The organism is Thioclava sp. FR2, assembly GCF_051200875.1.
GTDB lineage: Bacteria > Pseudomonadota > Alphaproteobacteria > Rhodobacterales > Rhodobacteraceae > Pseudotabrizicola.
This window is the reverse complement of sequence record NZ_CP195191.1, coordinates 844,930-862,475: the sequence shown is the minus strand read 5'-3', so window position 1 is coordinate 862,475 and position 17,546 is coordinate 844,930. Positions and strand designations below refer to the sequence as shown.

The following is a 17,546-nucleotide window of genomic DNA, read 5'->3' as shown; positions in this document are numbered from 1 at the left end:
CAAAATGGCCGGCGATAAACAAAATTTGCAGGATGCTTTTCTCAATCACGTTCGCAAAGCAAAGGTTCCGGTAACTATTTTCTTGATCAACGGTGTGAAGCTACAGGGCGTGATCACCTGGTTCGACAACTTTTGCGTACTTTTGCGTCGGGATGGCCAGTCGCAACTTGTCTACAAGCATGCGATCTCAACGATCATGCCGGGTGCGCCGATCAATCTTTATGAGGGTGAAGACTGATACCTGATCTTCCCGAGGACGAGGATGAAGATTGGTTGGGTCACGATGACTCAACTGGTCTTGATGCCTATGAGAGCGAAGGGCCCGCGATGCGGGCTTTCGTCTTGCACCCTGACATCAAATCGCAACAAGGTCGGCGTCTGCCGGAACACGGTCTTGCCGAAGCTGTCAGCCTTGCGGCAGCCCTGCCGGCAATGGATGTGGTTGGCGCCGAGGTGGTCCGCCTGCCAAAAGTCCATCCCGGTATGCTGTTTGGCTCTGGCAAGGTTGAGGAACTGAAAGAGAAGTTCAAGGCACTTCGTGTGGGGCTTGTCCTTGTCGATGGTCCGGTAACGCCCGTTCAGCAGCGCAATCTGGAAAAGGAATGGGGCGTTAAGCTGTTGGACCGTACCGGTCTCATTCTGGAGATCTTTTCTGACCGGGCAAGGACCAGAGAAGGCGTCCTTCAAGTCGAGATGGCCGCACTTTCCTATCAACGAACGCGTCTGGTTCGGGCCTGGACCCACCTTGAACGCCAGCGTGGGGGATTTGGCTTTGTTGGTGGTCCGGGTGAAACACAGATCGAAGCCGACAGGCGGGCAATCGACGATCAGGTTCTGCGGCTGAAACGGCAATTGGCAAAGGTGGTGAAAACCCGCGAATTGCATCGGGCAGCCCGCAAAAAGGTTCCTTTCCCAATTGTTGCGCTGGTGGGCTATACGAACGCGGGTAAATCGACGCTTTTCAACCGCATGACAGGCGCCGAAGTTCTGGCAAAAGACATGCTTTTTGCGACCCTTGATCCGACCATGCGTGGGGTGGTCTTGCCGTCGGGGCGGAAAATCATTCTGTCTGACACAGTGGGCTTCATTTCTGATTTGCCAACCCAGTTGGTTGCCGCTTTCCGTGCCACCCTTGAAGAGGTCTTGTCGGCTGACCTCATCTTACATGTGCGCGATATCGCGCACCCTGAATCGGCAGAACAAGCCGCGGATGTGGCCGAGATTCTTGCATCCCTTGGGGTCAACAAGGCAACGCCGCAACTTGAGATATGGAACAAGCTTGACCTTGTAGACGGTGCCGCGCGCGAAGCGCTCTTGGTCCAGGCCGCCCAGCGCCCAGAAGTCATTGCCGTCTCGGCATTGACGGGGGAAGGTGTCGAACATCTGCTAGAGCGCGCCAATTCGGTCTTTGACGAAGAAAAGACCGAGCGGACCGTGGAATTGGCCTTCAGCGATGGCCGTAAGCACGCTTGGCTGCACGAACATGATGTGGTGCAGTCAGAATCCGAGTCAGAGACAGGTTGGGTCGTGAAGGTTCGTTGGACGGCGCGGCAGGAAAAGCGTTTCCGAGATCTGTGAGCGTGTTGGCTTCCCTCACTGGGAAGGGCCAAAATTCTTGGAAGAATTTTGCACCTCGCCGCAGCGTTAGGGCATGATCAAGGCGACCCAGGCACGAGCCATTTTCAGGCCGGACTGGTCCGCCTGTTCGCCGTCCCGTCTTGACAGTTCCTCGCGGCTAGCGAGCCAGTCTGGGTCCATAGAATGGATAATCTGCGGGAATTCGTGGCTCCAATCCGTTACAACGGCCCGGTTCGCCTCGAAGTGAAATTGCGTCCCATAGGTAGCGCGTCCCAACCGAAAGGCTTGCACTGTGGCGACGTTGGACCGGGCCAGGTGCGTTGCACCTTCGGGCAGGGAAAAGGTGTCTGAATGCCACTGAAAAATCGGGAATTCCCGAGGAAGTGCGCCGAGGACAGGATCATCGGCGGCGGCGTCTGACAAGGCCACCTTGCACCAGCCGAACTCTCGCGCGGCCCCCAGAATATTGGCGGCGCCATATCCACGCGCTAGAATTTGGCTTCCAAGGCAAATACCAAGAACCGCTTTGTCTTTTTCGGTCATCACACGCATCAGGGCGGCCAAATGCGGCAGATAGGGATGTGTGTGGTCGTCCGTTGCAGCCTGCTCGCCCCCGAAGACAACCAAAGCGTCGTAATCGTCCGGTTCAGGAAGCTGCCCATCCTTCCATGGGCGATATTGGCTGATACGCGCCCCGGCTTCGTGTAAAGCCACCCCAACTTGCCCGTGATGTGTGATCCGGGTGTTTTCGACAATGGCCACGCGCATCTTCAGGGCTCCGGTTTTTAGATGGGCCAAAGATGCACGGCGCAACGCTTCGTTCAAGTCCTTGTCGCCATTTGTGCTTGCATCCCCCCGCAGGCCATGAAACAGGGAACCGCCAAACGATCACTCCACCGGAGGCTCCCATGGAGATTCGCGAGGCACTTACCTTTGACGACGTTCTGCTGGTTCCGGCCGCATCCTCAGTGCTGCCCTCGGACGCAGATACATCAACCTTCGTTACCAGGGCGATCCGTATGAACATCCCGCTGCTATCCAGCGCGATGGACACGGTCACCGAAGCGCGGATGGCAATCGCCATGGCGCAGGCCGGAGGCATCGGTGTGATTCACCGTAACCTGAGCACCGAAGAACAGGCGCGAGAAGTGCGCCGAGTAAAGCGGTTCGAGTCGGGTGTTGTCTATTCCCCCATCACCTTGCGTCCGGATCAGACGCTGGCTGACGCCAAAGAGTTGATGGAACGCTATAATATAACTGGCTTTCCGGTGGTTGACGCCCAAGGTCGTGTTGTTGGCATCGTGACAAACCGCGACATGCGTTTTGCCAGCGATGATCGGACTCCGGTCAGCGTGATGATGACGTCCGACAATCTTGCGATCCTGCGTGAACCGGTTGACCGGGAGCAGGCGATCAGCCTGATGAAGGCGCGCCGGATCGAAAAGCTGTTGGTAACGGATGGCGGTGGCAAACTGACCGGTCTTCTGACGCTGAAAGACACCGAAAAAGCCGTTCTTAATCCTCAGGCCTGCAAGGACGAGCTTGGCCGTCTGCGGGTCGCAGCGGCCTCGACGGTCGGTGACGCCGGCTTTGAACGCAGTCAGGCCCTGATCGAGGCAGGCGTCGACATGGTGGTGATCGACACCGCCCATGGACACAGCGAAGGCGTCGCCAAAGCCGTTGAGCGCATCAAGAAACTGTCGAACACGGTTCAGGTCGTGGCCGGAAACGTCGCCACAGCCGAGGCGACCCGCGCCCTCATTGGGGCAGGGGCAGACGCGGTCAAGGTTGGTATCGGGCCGGGTTCAATCTGCACGACCCGCATCGTTGCAGGCGTGGGCGTGCCCCAACTTACCGCCATTATGGACGCGGCAAGCGCAGCCGGCGACACACCGGTGATTGCCGATGGCGGCATCAAATTCTCGGGCGATTTCGCCAAGGCGATCGCTGCGGGTGCCTCCTGTGCGATGGTCGGTTCGGCCATTGCCGGAACCGATGAGTCGCCCGGCGAAGTGATCTTGTGGAACGGCCGCAGCTTTAAGGCCTATCGCGGCATGGGCAGCTTGGGCGCCATGGCGCGCGGCTCGGCCGACCGCTACTTCCAAAAGGATGCTGCCAGCGACAAGCTGGTGCCAGAAGGCATTGAAGGTCAGGTCCCCTACAAGGGAACGGCTGCAACCGTTCTGCACCAGATGGTCGGCGGTCTTCGTGCGGCCATGGGCTATACTGGTAATCGCACTGTTGCCGAGATGCGGAAGAATTGCTCTTTCGTGCGCATCACAGGTGCGGGCCTCAAGGAAAGCCACGTCCACGACGTTCAGATCACCCGCGAAAGCCCGAACTACCGGGTGGGTTGATGAAGGTCCTGGGCGACAAGCTGACTTGGCAGGACGGAAGCCTGACCCGGCTTCTGGACGGTAAGGTCAGCTTTGGCCGGGACTTCTTTCCTGATCCGCGAGGGGCAGAGATTCCGGAAGTGGTTGAGCTTCCGGTTCATTGCTATCTTCTCCAACGGCAAGGTTTAGCCCCGGTTCTGATCGACACGGGGTCTGGTGATCTCTACGGCGACAAAGGTGGCGGGCTGAAAGCGGCGCTTGCATCGAATGGTGTCACGCCGGATGACATTGATGCTGTTCTGATGACTCATATGCATGGCGATCATTGCGGTGGCTTGTTGTCCTTGGATTTTGCCAATGCCACGGTTTTTGCGGCTGCTGATGAAATCGCCTATTGGCCAACCCAAAATCACCCTTCCGCACGGTTCTTGGCCAATGCGACAAACCTGCATCCCCTGAAAGACGGGGAACGCCCGCTGCCTGGCCTGCGTCTTTGGTCTCTTCCCGGCCACACGCCGGGCCATGCAGGTTATGTGATAGACGGGAAAATTGCGGTTATCGGCGATGTCCTGCACCGCGCCGATATTCAACTTCCCGATCCCTTGATTGCCACCAAATTTGACGTCAATCGCGAGTTGGCAACCAACACGCGCCTCGCCGCTTTGGAACAAATCGCAAAAGACGGTCTCGTGACCTGTGGCGGTCATTTCCAGGCTCGGGTTGACGGTTCTCCATTTCTGAAGCTTCAGCCGACAAACAAAGGGTACAAGGCGTTGGCACTATGACGCCTGCCGCTCGTATCTCTGCCGCCATTGACGTGCTAGACAAGATCCTGGCCGGTCAATCGGCAGAACATGTTCTGACTGCCTGGGGGCGCTCCAGCCGATTTGCGGGGTCTGGCGATCGCGCTGCCGTGCGCGACCTCGTCTATGACGCCTTGCGGTGCCGCCGAAGCTTTGCAGCACTTGGGGGAGGGGAAACGGGTCGCCATCTCATTCTGGGCGGGCTTCGGGCCGCTGGGCAGGATGGTAAAGATATTTTCACTGGCGAAGGCTATGCCCCTGCGCCGGTCGGACCATCCGACGCCGGGCGCGAACCCGATGACGTTGAGGAGTGGGATCTGCCGGACTGGCTAATCCCAAAATTCCAGGCCTCCCTTGGCGAACAGGCCTTTGCCATTGCGCAAAGTTTGCAGCAAAGGGCACCTGTCTTTCTGCGGGTGAACCTGGGCCGCTGCCGCCCGGATCAGGCTATACGTTCCTTGGCCGAAGATCAGATCGTGGCCGTCCCACATCCCTTGGCGAGTTCAGCGTTGGAAGTCACGTCTGGTCAGCGGAAAATTCAGAACTGCCGCGCTTATCTGTCAGGGCAGGTCGAATTGCAGGATGCGGCCTCTCAGGCCGTGATCGAAATGCTGCCCCTGAAAGATGGAATGAAGGTGCTTGACCACTGCGCGGGTGGGGGCGGCAAGACCTTGGCGATGGCCGCAAGGGCGAAACTGGGGCTGTTCGCGCATGACATTTCGCCCCGGCGCATGAAAGACCTTCCCGAACGCGCCAAACGTGCAGGGATCAAGGTGACCCTGACCGAAACCCCGGAAAGAAACGCGCCTTACGACCTTGTTCTGGCAGACGTTCCCTGTTCGGGCTCGGGCAGCTGGCGACGTGATCCGCAGGGCAAATGGTCGTTGAATGAAAAGACCTTTAGCGACTTGCTGACCGTTCAAGCCGGAATTCTTGATCGTATCTCGGCAATGGTCAGTCGCGGGGGAACGCTGGCCTATGCAACATGCTCTGTCCTCTCAGAAGAAAATTCTCTGCAAATCAGGGACTTCCTCGAACGATCCCCACAGTGGCGCCTTGTTGCCCAGCGCCAGTTTACACCGCTCGATGGGGGCGACGGCTTTTTCGTCGCCTACTTGACGCAGGGCTAATCGCCGTAAATAACAACTATAAGTTGTGTTTATCTTAATCCGCCGTTAACGGATTCGGAGTGTTCTGGTTCTTGATTTCTCTGATCAGGAATGCCCTGTGACTGTGTGGAATACAGACATCACTTCTGTTCTGGAAAATGCGGGCGGACTTTCCCGGCGCAGTCGTGGGCTTATCCTCCTTGGACTTGTGGCCGGCGCCATCGCCGTGGTTGCGCCGGATAAGCGGCTGTCGCTCTCATTCGCAATCATCGGCTTCACCTTTTTTGCGACCGTTCTGGTCGTGCATGGTGCCGTTTGGGCAGGCAGGGTCGTCGCGTTGCGGCGTCACAACGACCTGCATCGCCTTTTGGGGGCAGATGGCGCGCCTTGTTTTACAACCGACAACAAGGGGGCCGTGCTTTTCAGAAACCCCGCGGCACGGTCGCGCTTTGGCTCGGAAACGCAAACCTTGACCGCAGCCTTGCAAGATCACTTTGCAAGCCCGGCCTCTGTTTTGTACCGTCTGCAATCCCGTGCGGCGCAGTCTGGGGCCGCGCGCGAAGATGTGGTCACTCGAACCGGAATGTCCCGGTTGTCCGTTTCTGCTTTTGCACCGGGCCAATTTTTCTGGCGGCTTGAGGAATTTGTAGAACGTAACGGCCATAGCCGAGGGGCCGAGGGGATCAGTCTTCCCATGTTGGTCACCAACAAGCAGGGCGTGGTTCTGTTCTGCAATGAGGCGATGCGGCGTCTCGTTGGTGGCCGCCCCAAGCGACTGGAAGCGATCGTCACGACTTCCAACCCGCACAGTGGTGAGGTGGTGGAAATCCCCTCCGTGTCCGGACCCGTAAAAGCCCTATTTGCCGAGGTGGAAGGGCCGGGGGAAAGACGGGAGATCTTCCTTCTGCCGTCAGAGGAAATGGTTGAGGCTGGGTCTTTCCGAGAGGATTTCGAACTTATACCAGTTGCGCTTTTGCGCTTTCGTCCAGACGGTGCACTGCTTGGCGCGAATGCAATTGCCCGCGATTTGTTAAAACTTGATAAGGGCGCGCAAACGCATTTCCATGACCTCTACGAAGGCCTTGGGCGCCCCGTGCAGGATTGGCTCGCCGATATTGTGGCCGAACGAATGCCGCCGGGTGCAGAGATCCTTCACCCGCGCAGTTGCCCTTCCGATTCGTTCCACCAAATCACCTTGCGCCGGGTGGTTGACCGCGGCCATCCGTGCGTCCTTGCCGTTCTACAGGACGCGACAGACCTGAAGCGCATGGAAACGCAATTTGCCCAAAGCCAGAAAATGCAGGCCATCGGTCAGCTTGCTGGCGGAATAGCGCATGATTTCAACAATCTTCTGACCGCGATCTCGGGGCATTGCGACCTGCTTTTGATGCGGCATTCCAGCGATGACAAAGACTTTGGCGACCTTATCCAGGTTCAACAGAATGCCAATCGCGCAGCGGCCTTGGTCGCACAGCTTCTGGCTTTCTCGCGAAAACAGACTTTGAAACCGCAAAAGATCGACCTCGAAGTGGTTTTGTCGGATCTCACCCACCTGCTCAACCGTTTGGTCGGCGAAAAGATCAAACTCTCCCTGTTCCATGCGGCGCAGCTTGGCTTTATCCGTGCCGATAAGCGTCAATTGGAACAGGTGCTGATGAACCTTGTTGTCAACGCGCGTGACGCAATGCCGGAAGGCGGAACGATCCGCCTTGAGACCGAGGCGTTGGAAATGAAATCCGAAATGCGGCGTGACCGGGCAGTGGTGCCACCGGGAAACTATGCCTTGATCCGCGTTTCCGACAGCGGCCTGGGGATCGCTCCAGAGCACCTGTCCAAGATTTTCGAACCGTTTTTTACCACGAAACGCCAAGGTGACGGCACTGGGCTAGGTCTTTCGACGGTCTATGGAATCGTCAAGCAGTCTGGTGGCTACATTTTTGTAGATTCGACATTGGGAGAAGGGACGGTCTTCCACCTTTACTTCCCGATTCATGACAAGTGGGAGGAAGATCAACCAGCCACGGCTGCAGCGCCCGTCCGCTCGCAGGTGGTCAGGCAAGGCGAAGGTGTTGTGCTGCTGGTCGAAGATGAGGCCCCAGTGCGCGCCTTTGCCAGCCGCGCTCTGCGCTTGCGTGGCTATACCGTGCTTGAGGCAAAAGATGCCGAAGAAGCCCTTAAAACACTCGAAGACCCCGGCTTGTCCGTCGATCTTTTCGTGACGGACGTGGTCATGCCGGGACTCGACGGACCGGGTTGGGTGAAGCAGGCGCAGGAAACCCGGCCAAATGCGCGTGTGATCTTCATGTCCGGTTACGCCGAAGACTGCCTTTCCGAGGAACAGGGTCGTATTCCAAACTCAATCTTTCTGCCAAAGCCTTTTTCGCTGAACGAATTGGCGGAAACGGTTCAGGCACAACTGCAATGACCCGCTGGCAAGAACAGGCCAGAACCGCTTAGTCCAGCGACGCGTAAAGCTTGAAATCGGCCTCTGCTGTTTGGGCAAGCCGCGCTTCGGTTTCTGGCGACAAATCCATCGGCGCAGAGGGCGATACGTTCAGGCGAGGCAGGGTGATATGAAAATCAAGCCGATCTTCCAGAAACTCGAGGAAGGTTTCGATGTTTTCATACCGAAAAATGCGATCTGCACGCACTTCGGGTGACGGTGTCAGAAATTTTGCCTGCGAGCCTACATCGGCGAAAGCGGGGCGCGGCGTCTGGCACCAAGCCGAGACAAAGCCATCGAAACTGATGCCGGCTGTCGATTTGGCCTGATCGGCAATATCCTCGCGCTGCCGGTATCTATACCAGCTTCCCAGCCAGTCGCGCGGTTCTCGCATCAAGGCAACCACCGTAAAGGGGGCGCCGGCGCTTGCTTCCAGATAAGGGCCAACGAACCGCCGAAACCGGGCAACATTCGTGTGTTTCAGGGCAGGGGGGCGCTGAACCGCGACCGAAGCGAGGGACTCGAGCGCTGCCTCGATGGCGGTCGAACCGGTTTTCGGTGTGGCAAGGATAGCAAGCCGCTGCTCCCAGAATACCAACATTACAACATGCCCTTCTTCATCTTTGCCCTGTGGCCGACTTCTTTCCTTGGGCGTAAACTATCCCTTAACCAAACTGTGAAAAAGCTAAATTCACGAAAATTCGCTTGAAATGTTCTTGTTTTACCCCCAATAAAGTGAGAACACTTGGGGAACAAATCCCGCATCGGCGCATCCTGCCTGCGGTCCACAACAGATTGCCGCCCGGTAGCGGCTGTGAAATAAGGAGACGGACATGGCGGTGGCGAACCTCCTTGATTTGAACGGGAAGCGCGAAATGGACAAGCAGAAGGCGCTGGAAAGCGCACTGGCCCAGATCGAACGGCAGTTCGGCAAAGGCTCGATCATGAAGCTGGGGGCAGACAGCCCGGCGATGGATATCGAGGCAACGTCGACTGGCTCTTTGGGCCTTGATATCGCCTTGGGAATCGGCGGATTGCCAAAGGGGCGGATCGTCGAAATTTATGGCCCGGAAAGCTCGGGCAAAACCACACTGACCCTTCATGTGGTGGCCGAAGAGCAGAAAAAGGGCGGCGTCTGCGCCTTTGTCGATGCCGAACACGCGCTTGATCCGCAATATGCCAAGAAGCTGGGCGTCAATCTTGATGAGCTTTTGATCAGCCAGCCGGATACCGGCGAACAGGCGCTTGAAATCGTTGATACGCTGGTGCGTTCGGGCGCTGTCAGCCTGATCGTCGTCGACTCGGTCGCCGCTCTGACGCCGAAGGCCGAACTCGAAGGCGATATGGGCGATGCCACGGTCGGTGCGCAGGCCCGCCTGATGAGCCAAGCGATGCGCAAGCTGACCGCAAGCATTGGCCGCAGCAATTGCATGGTGATCTTCATCAACCAGATCCGTATGAAGATCGGCGTCATGTTCGGCAGCCCAGAAACCACTACAGGCGGCAATGCGCTGAAATTCTACGCCTCGGTCCGCCTTGACATCCGCCGCATTGGGTCGATCAAGGAAAAGGACGACGTGGTTGGCAACACGACCCGCGTTAAGGTCGTCAAGAACAAGGTCGCTCCGCCCTTCAAACAGGTGGAATTCGACATCATGTATGGCGAAGGCATCTCGAAAACGGGCGAGCTGATCGACATCGGCGTGAAGGCCGGCGTGGTCGAAAAATCGGGCAGTTGGTATTCTTACGGCGATGAGCGCATCGGCCAAGGCCGCGAAAACGCCAAGACCTTCCTGAAGCAGAATCCTTCGATCGCGATGGAGATCGAGGACAAGATCCGCGCCGCCAACGGGCTCGATTTCCACATGTCGGAAAGCGACAACAGCGATGATGTGATGGACAACTGACCTCGTCAGAAAAACACAACCGCAAAAGGGCCGCAGAGAAATCCGCGGCCCTTTTTCCTATGCGGGCCATTGCCTGTGGACAGGTCGCGCCGGCAAGGCTACATGGGGCCAGACCTGCCCGAAATTTACGAAGCCAAGGGGCCCAAAAGACATGGCGTCGCTGAACGATATCCGCTCGACCTACCTCGATTTCTTCGCCCGCAACGGGCACCGCGTGGTGGAAAGCTCACCACTGGTTCCGCGCAATGACCCGACGCTGATGTTTGCGAATTCGGGCATGGTGCAGTTCAAGAACCTGTTCACCGGTGTCGAAACCCGTGACTACACCCGTGCGACCACCGCGCAGAAATGCGTGCGGGCAGGGGGCAAGCACAATGACCTCGACAATGTCGGCTATACCGCGCGCCACCATACCTTCTTTGAAATGCTGGGGAATTTCAGCTTCGGCGATTACTTCAAGGAAACCGCAATCCCGCTTGCCTGGGAGTTGTTGACCAAGGATTTCGGGATCAACAAATCGCGCCTTCTGGTCACCGTCTACCACACCGATGACGAAGCCGCCGATATCTGGAAGAAAGTCGCGGGCCTGTCGGATGACCGCATCATCCGCATTCCGACGAATGACAATTTCTGGATGATGGGCCCAACCGGCCCCTGCGGCCCCTGCACCGAGATCTTCTACGATCACGGCGACCACATCTGGGGTGGCCCTCCGGGATCGGCGAATGAAGATGGCGACCGCTTCATCGAGATCTGGAACAACGTCTTCATGCAGTTCGAGCAGTTCGAAGACGGCAGCCGTCGCGAACTGGAGGCAAAGTCCATCGACACCGGCATGGGTCTGGAACGGATCGGCGCGCTTCTTCAGGGCAAGCACGACAACTATGATACCGACCTGATGCGCAGCCTGATCGAGGCCAGTGCCAACGCCACCTCAAACGACCCGGATGGCGCGGGCAAGGTGCATCACCGCGTGATCGCTGACCACCTGCGCTCGACCAGTTTCCTGATCGCCGATGGCGTCATGCCCTCGAACGAAGGTCGTGGCTATGTGCTGCGGCGTATCATGCGCCGGGCCATGCGCCATGCCCATATGCTGGGTGCACAAGACCCGGTGATGTTCAAACTGGTTCCGGCACTCGTCCGTCAGATGGGGGCCGCTTATCCGGAACTTCAGCGCGCTCAGGCGCTGATCGAGGAAACGCTGAAACTGGAAGAAACCAAGTTCCGGCAAACGCTGGACCGTGGTCTGCGCCTGTTGGACGACGAATTGAACCGCATTCCCGAAGGCAGCGACCTTCCGGGCGAAGCGGCCTTCAAACTATATGACACCTATGGCTTCCCGCTTGACCTGACGCAGGATGCGCTGCGCGAAAAAGGCCGCGCCGTGGATGTCGCAGGCTTTGAAGCCGCGATGGCAGAACAGCGCGCCAAGGCCCGTGCGGCCTGGACCGGCTCGGGAGAGGCGAAGGACGCCAAGATCTGGTTCGAAATTGCCGAAGCCAAAGGCACGACCGAATTCTTGGGCTATGACACCGAAACCGCCGAGGGCGTGGTTCTGGCCTTGGTCAAGGACGGGGCCGAGGCCGGCAGCGCGGATACCGGAACCGAGATCGCCATTGTGGTCAACCAGACGCCGTTCTACGCGGAATCGGGTGGTCAGGTAGGGGATACCGGTCTGATCCGCACCGACACTGGTCTGGCGGAAGTGACCGACACCAAAAAAGCCGCCGGGGTGTTCATCCACACGGCAAAGGTCGTCGAAGGCGCGATTGCCAAGGGCCAACCGGCAAAGCTGGAAGTCACCCATTCCCGCCGTCGCGCCATCCGCGCGAACCACTCGGCCACCCACCTTCTGCACGAAGCCCTGCGCCGTGCGCTTGGCGATCACGTGGCCCAGAAGGGCTCGCTGAATGCGCCAGACCGTCTGCGCTTTGACTTCAGCCACAACACCGCCCTGTCGGGGGCTGAACTGACTACGGTCGAGGCCGAGGTGAACCAGTTCATTCGCCAGAACAGCCCGGTCGATACCCGGATCATGACGCCGGATGATGCCCGTGCGCTTGGCGCACAGGCACTCTTCGGCGAAAAATACGGCGAAGAGGTCCGCGTCGTGTCGATGGGCTTGCTTGACGGGTCGGGCAAAGGCGCGGATGGCCGCACCTACAGCCTCGAACTCTGCGGCGGCACCCATGTTGCCCGTACCGGCGACATCGGGGCTTTCGTTCTGTTGGGCGACTCGGCGTCTTCGGCGGGTGTTCGCCGGATCGAGGCGCTGACGGGGCAGGCGGCGCTTGACCATCTGCGCCAGCAGGATGCCCGTCTGGCCGAAGTGGCGGCCTTGTTGAAAACCCACGGCGCCGATGTGCTGGACCGCGTCAAGGCGCTGGCGGACGAACGCAAGGCGCTTCAGAACGAAGTGGCCCAGTTGCGTCGCGAGGTTGCCATGGGCGGCAAGTCGGGCGGCCCGGAAGCCAAGGAAATCAACGGCGTAAAGTTCATTGCTCAAGTGCTGCAAGGCGTTTCGGGCAAGGATCTTCCGGCCTTGATCGACGAGATGAAGGGAAGGCTTGGCTCGGGCGCTGTTCTGCTGATCGCCGATACCGGGGCAAAACCCGCTGTTGCGGCGGGCGTTACGGCCGACCTGACAGCGACACTCTCTGCCGTCACCTTGGTCAAGGCCGCGGCCGAGGCGCTTGGTGGCAAGGGTGGCGGTGGCCGTCCTGACATGGCGCAGGCTGGCGGTGCTGACATTGCGGGGGCCGAAGCCGCGATTGCCGCTGCCGAAGCCGTTCTGAAAGGATAAGCCGATGCCGACTGCACTCTGGATCGCCCATGTGACGGTCACCGACTCGGATGCCTATGGCAAATATGCCAAGGCAGCGGGCCCGGCCATTGCCGATCATGGCGGGGTCTTCCTTGCCCGTGGCGGGCGCTATGTCCAGCTGGAAGGCAATGACCGCGCCCGCAACGTCGTGGCGCGCTTCCCCTCGGTCGAGGCGGCTGTGGCTTGCTACAACAGCCCGGCCTATCAAGAGGCGCTCAGCCATGCCAAGGGCGCCTCGGTGCGCGATCTCGTCGTCGTTGAAGAGATCGAGTAAATTCAAGGGAAATGGCGGGGGCCTGCCTCCGCCATTCGTGACTGACGTTCCTAAGTTTTTCTGGTAAAGATAGGACAGGGGAGACAGAAGATCTCCTGTCATGGATGAGGCAGATCATGTGTCGTTGGGCCGCCTATTGGGGCGAGGCGATTTTTCTCGAAGACATCATCAGCAGGCCGGGCCATTCGCTGATCCACCAGTCTCATTGCGCCACAAAATGCCACACGGCCATCAATGCCGATGGGTTCGGCGTGGCTTGGTATGGCGACAAACCGGAACCGGGCCTCTACCGCGATGTGCTTCCGGCCTGGAGCGACCCGAACCTTCGCAGTCTGACCGCGCAGGTCAAATCGCGTCTCTTCCTTGCCCATGTCCGCGCCTCCACTGGCACGGCGACCAGCCGAAACAACTGCCATCCCTTCACATGGCAAAACTGGTCCTTCATGCATAATGGCCAGATCGGCGGCTATGATGCCTTCCGGCGCACCGCGGATATGATGATCCCCGACGATCTTTACCCCTTCCGCAAAGGCGCGACAGACAGTGAGGCCCTGTTCCTGATCGCCGTTGCCGAAGGGTTGAACGACGATCCCTTGGGCGCAATGGAACGCGCCGCCGCCCGGATGATCCGGTTGGCCCGCGAAAAGGGCGTGGCACCGCATCTGCGCCTGACTGCGGCCCTGTCGGATGGCGAGCGGCTTTACGCCATGCGCTATGCCACCGATGATGTGGCACCGACCCTGTTTTACCGCTGGTCCGACAGTCGCAATGGCTGGGCCGTGGTTTCGGAACCTTTGGAAAGCGGCGAGGGAGGATGGATCGAAATTCCGCCCTACAGCTTCTGCAGCTTTGGTCCCGAAGGCTTTTCCCGCCAAGATTTCCACCCGTGCAAACTGGCCGCCGCTGCTGCCTGACCTTGCCTGCCCAATCTCGCCCGACTAGCCTAGAGGCGGGAAGAGGACGGGGATGGATTTCAAACCGCTCAAGCATTGGCTTTGGATCGCTGCGGCACTCGCCGCGGCGCTGACCGCCTTGGCAGGTTGGGCCAGCTTTCGCCACACCTTGCTGCAAACGCTGGATGATACCGCGCGCCGGGGCGAGAACGTGCTGCAACTGGCAGCCTCATCCCTTGCCGGACAGTTGGAACGGTTTGAACGCCTTCCCGCCCTGATTGCTGAACAACCCATCATTACACGGCTTGCGGCCAATCCACAGGATCAAGGGCTGGTGCAAGACGCGAACCATTATCTTGCCGCGCTGCAATCGCAACTTGATGCCTCTGACATCTATCTGATGGACCGCAACGGCATCACGCTTGCGGCCTCGAACTACAACAAGGAAACCTCCTTCGTTGGCGGCAACTTCGCCTTCCGCCCTTATTTCTACGACTCGATCCGCGGTGGCACGGGGCGGTTCTATGCCCTTGGCACCACCAGCCGAAAGCGTGGTTACTATTTCGGGGCCCCCGTCCGCTTGGGCGACGAAATTGCTGGCGTCCTTGTCTTCAAGATCGACCTTGACGCCATCGAGGAAACTTGGCGGGGCGGTGACTATGCGGTGTTGGTAACCGATCCTGACAGCGTGGTGTTTCTGTCCAGCCGCACGGACTGGCTGTTCCGCGCGCTCCGCCCGTTGTCCGATGCGGCCCGCGCCCGGATTGCGGCGACCCGTCGCTATGCCGATGCCGAAGTGGGCCTGTTGAACATCCAAAGCGACAGCATTCTGGATGGCCACCATCTTGTCACCCTTCAGGAAGGCGCGGCAGTTCTGGAATATATTCAGCGCGATTTCCCCATGTTGTCGGCCTCGTGGCAGGTGCATGTGCTGATCGACACCGCCCCCGCCCGGCGCGAGGCCACGACGGCGGCCTTGATTGCGATGTTGTCGGTCGGCCTGATGGCCCTGTTTGGCGTCGTTCTCTGGCAACGCCGCCTGCGACTGGCTGAACGGCTTCAATTGCAGGCCCAAGCGCAGGCCGATCTGGAACAGCGCGTCGAAGAACGCACCATCGAATTGCGCCAAGCGCAGGCCGACCTCATTCAGGCGGGCAAGCTTGCGGCCTTGGGCCAGATGTCAGCGGCCCTCAGCCATGAATTCAATCAACCGCTGGCCGCGGCCCGCACCTATGCGGACAATGCCCTTGTTCTGATGGACCGGGGACGCATGCCCGAGGCGCGTGGCAATCTTGACCGTATCCTGTCGCTGATCGACCGCATGACCTCGATCAGTCGCCACCTTCGCAGTTTCGCCCGCAAACCGGGCCAGAAACTTGCGGCCGTCTCTCTGCCCGAGGTGATCGAGGCCGCCTTGGAAATAGCGATGCTGCGGATCACTTCTGCCAAGGCGGAAATCAAGGTCGATCTTGCGCCCGACCTGCCTTTGGTCGTGGCGGGGCCGGTGCGGTTGCAACAGGTGTTGGTCAATATCCTGTCCAACGCCGCAGATGCCGTCGAAGACCGCGAAACCCGCAAGATCACCCTGACCGCCAGACTGGAGGATGCAAACCCGGTGATCCGCATCACCGATACCGGCCCCGGCGTGCCCCCGGCGCTGATCGAACGGATCTTTGATCCGTTCTTCTCGACCAAGGGTGTGGGTAAGGGGCTGGGCTTGGGACTTTCCATTTCCTACAATATTATCAAAGACTTTGGGGGCGATCTTTCAGTATCTCAAGCGGCTGGCGGTGGCGCTGTCTTTACAATCCGGCTTGACCGGGCCGAAGCCGATCTGCCAAAGGCCGCCGAATGACCCCGATGCGTATCCTCCTTGTCGACGACGAACCTGACCTGCGGGCCTCGACGGCGCAGGCACTCGATCTGGCGGGCTTCTCCGTGCAGGATTTTGCCGCGCCCGAACGCATTATGGATCTTGTGTCCTTTGGCTTTCCCGGTGTCGTGCTGACCGACATTCGAATGCCCGGCATGGATGGGCTGACGCTGATGAACCGCATCCATGACATAGACCGCGACATTCCGGTCATCCTGATCACAGGCCACGGCGATGTGCAGCTAGCGGTTCGGGCGATGCGCGAAGGGGCCTATGATTTCGTCGAAAAGCCGTTTTCATCAGGTCAGTTGGCAGAGATCGTCTCCCGTGCCTCGGATTATCGCCGGCTGGTTCTGGAAAACCGGGTTCTCAAGGCGGCAGCGGGGCAGGCCGATGACCTTGAACAACGCCTGATCGGCAGGTCCAATGCGATGATCGACCTGCGCCGTCGTATTCGCACCATTGGCCCGTCCGAGGCAGATGTGTTGATCGTTGGTGAAACCGGGTCGGGCAAAGAGGTCACCGCCCGTGCGTTGCACGATCTATCTTCGCGCGCGCGAAAACCTTTTGTCACCATCGACTGCGCGGCCATCCCGGCGGCGCTGATCGAATCCGAACTTTTCGGGCATGAGGCCGGGGCCTTTCCCGGTGCGCTTCGGCCCCGCTATGGCAAGTTTGAACATGCGCGGGGCGGCACCATCCTGCTGGATGACATTGCGTCAATGCCATTGGACATGCAGGGAAAACTGGTCAGGGTGATCGAAGATCGCACAGTCACTCGGCTTGGTTCGAACGAAGCGGTCGATCTTGACGTGCGCTTTATGGCGACCGCGCGTGTTCCTCTGGAAGCCGAGGTCGAGGCTGGCCGTTTCCGGGCCGATCTTCTCTATCGGCTGAACGTCGTCACGCTTCAGGTTCCGGCGTTGTCGGCCAGACGCGAAGATATTCCGCTCTTGTTTCTGCGCCTTCTGGCCGAAGCCGCCAGTCGACACCGCACCGACCCACCGGAATTGCCGCCCACGGCTGTCGCACAACTTGCAGCCCGCGATTGGCCCGGAAATGTGCGCGAATTGCGCAATGCCGCCGACCGCTACGCGCTTGGCCTTGGCGAAGGTCTGGGGGCAGAGGAAGCCCCAAGCCGCTTGTCCGAACGCGTTGCAGAATTCGAGCGCCGCGAGATCGAAGCTGCCCTAGCCGCCCATCGTGGCAACCTGAAACCGGTCTACGAATCTCTTGGCCTGTCGCGCAAAACACTATGGGAAAAGATGCAAAAGCACGGCTTGGACAAATCTCAGTTCGGGGCGGGCAGTGAAGGAGAGGGGGAATAGGTAACATTCCCCCCATCGTTTCGGCCCCGATGTTACGAAATCCACCCATCACAGCCGTGTGGCGCAAATTTGGTGGCGCTAACGGCCTTTGCGGCGGTTGTGCCATCCCGTCCAGACCGGTTTTCTTCTGCCAGCACCGGGGGCGGAGGGCCCCTGAGGCTCGAATTCAATCGGG

Annotated in this window: 14 protein-coding genes; 12 read left to right on the top strand and 2 right to left on the bottom strand. The window is 59.2% G+C overall.

Annotated features, from left to right (window positions below):
- The first annotated feature begins 4 nt into the window (after positions 1 to 4).
- Complete coding sequence (gene hfq / locus ACSBLW_RS04130; protein WP_023664101.1) at positions 5 to 238, top strand: RNA chaperone Hfq; 234 nt, start codon at positions 5 to 7, stop codon at positions 236 to 238.
- A gap of 89 nt (positions 239 to 327) precedes the next feature.
- Positions 328 to 1,578: a GTPase HflX gene (hflX, locus tag ACSBLW_RS04125; RefSeq protein ID WP_435260037.1), complete on the top strand. Its 1,251-nt coding sequence runs from the start codon at positions 328 to 330 to the stop codon at positions 1,576 to 1,578.
- A 66-nt stretch (positions 1,579 to 1,644) separates the two neighbouring features.
- On the opposite strand, the gene ACSBLW_RS04120 is transcribed toward hflX, so the two are convergent.
- Positions 1,645 to 2,346: a type 1 glutamine amidotransferase gene (locus ACSBLW_RS04120; protein WP_435258969.1), complete on the bottom strand. Its 702-nt coding sequence runs from the start codon at positions 2,344 to 2,346 to the stop codon at positions 1,645 to 1,647.
- A gap of 140 nt (positions 2,347 to 2,486) precedes the next feature.
- On the opposite strand from ACSBLW_RS04120, the gene guaB reads away from it, so the two are divergent.
- From guaB to ACSBLW_RS04100, 4 genes are all read left to right on the top strand, one after another.
- Positions 2,487 to 3,935 carry an IMP dehydrogenase gene (gene guaB / locus ACSBLW_RS04115; protein ID WP_435258968.1) on the top strand — a complete coding sequence of 483 codons (1,449 nt, stop codon included), beginning with the start codon at positions 2,487 to 2,489 and terminating at the stop codon, positions 3,933 to 3,935.
- Complete coding sequence (locus ACSBLW_RS04110; RefSeq protein WP_435258967.1) at positions 3,935 to 4,699, top strand: MBL fold metallo-hydrolase; 765 nt, start codon at positions 3,935 to 3,937, stop codon at positions 4,697 to 4,699. The genes guaB and ACSBLW_RS04110 overlap by 1 nt, the downstream gene beginning before the upstream one ends.
- Positions 4,696 to 5,847, top strand: a complete 1,152-nt coding sequence (locus ACSBLW_RS04105; RefSeq protein WP_435258966.1) for an RsmB/NOP family class I SAM-dependent RNA methyltransferase — start codon at positions 4,696 to 4,698, stop codon at positions 5,845 to 5,847. Before ACSBLW_RS04110 ends, ACSBLW_RS04105 begins: the two co-directional genes overlap by 4 nt.
- A 97-nt stretch (positions 5,848 to 5,944) precedes the next feature.
- Positions 5,945 to 8,251 (top strand): ATP-binding protein, encoded by a 2,307-nt coding sequence (locus tag ACSBLW_RS04100; protein ID WP_435258965.1) that lies wholly within the window; start codon positions 5,945 to 5,947, stop codon positions 8,249 to 8,251.
- Positions 8,252 to 8,279: 28 nt separating this feature from the next.
- Here ACSBLW_RS04100 and ACSBLW_RS04095 read toward each other — a convergent pair whose 3' ends face one another.
- Complete coding sequence (locus tag ACSBLW_RS04095; RefSeq protein WP_435258964.1) at positions 8,280 to 8,870, bottom strand: hypothetical protein; 591 nt, start codon at positions 8,868 to 8,870, stop codon at positions 8,280 to 8,282.
- A gap of 232 nt (positions 8,871 to 9,102) precedes the next feature.
- Between ACSBLW_RS04095 and recA the strand changes: the two genes are divergently transcribed.
- From recA to ACSBLW_RS04065, 6 genes are all read left to right on the top strand, one after another.
- Positions 9,103 to 10,176 carry a recombinase RecA gene (recA, locus tag ACSBLW_RS04090; RefSeq protein WP_435258963.1) on the top strand — a complete coding sequence of 358 codons (1,074 nt, stop codon included), beginning with the start codon at positions 9,103 to 9,105 and terminating at the stop codon, positions 10,174 to 10,176.
- A gap of 151 nt (positions 10,177 to 10,327) precedes the next feature.
- Positions 10,328 to 12,982 (top strand): alanine--tRNA ligase, encoded by a 2,655-nt coding sequence (alaS, locus tag ACSBLW_RS04085; RefSeq protein ID WP_435258962.1) that lies wholly within the window; start codon positions 10,328 to 10,330, stop codon positions 12,980 to 12,982.
- Between the two features lie 4 nt (positions 12,983 to 12,986).
- A complete protein-coding gene (locus tag ACSBLW_RS04080; RefSeq protein WP_435258961.1) occupies positions 12,987 to 13,277 on the top strand; it encodes a DUF1330 domain-containing protein in 291 nt (96 codons plus the stop codon).
- A gap of 116 nt (positions 13,278 to 13,393) precedes the next feature.
- Positions 13,394 to 14,191, top strand: a complete 798-nt coding sequence (locus tag ACSBLW_RS04075) for a class II glutamine amidotransferase (protein WP_435258960.1) — start codon at positions 13,394 to 13,396, stop codon at positions 14,189 to 14,191.
- Between the two features lie 52 nt (positions 14,192 to 14,243).
- Complete coding sequence (locus ACSBLW_RS04070; RefSeq protein WP_435258959.1) at positions 14,244 to 16,025, top strand: sensor histidine kinase; 1,782 nt, start codon at positions 14,244 to 14,246, stop codon at positions 16,023 to 16,025.
- Positions 16,022 to 17,371 carry a sigma-54-dependent transcriptional regulator gene (locus ACSBLW_RS04065; protein ID WP_435258958.1) on the top strand — a complete coding sequence of 450 codons (1,350 nt, stop codon included), beginning with the start codon at positions 16,022 to 16,024 and terminating at the stop codon, positions 17,369 to 17,371. Before ACSBLW_RS04070 ends, ACSBLW_RS04065 begins: the two co-directional genes overlap by 4 nt.
- Positions 17,372 to 17,546: the final 175 nt, after the last annotated feature.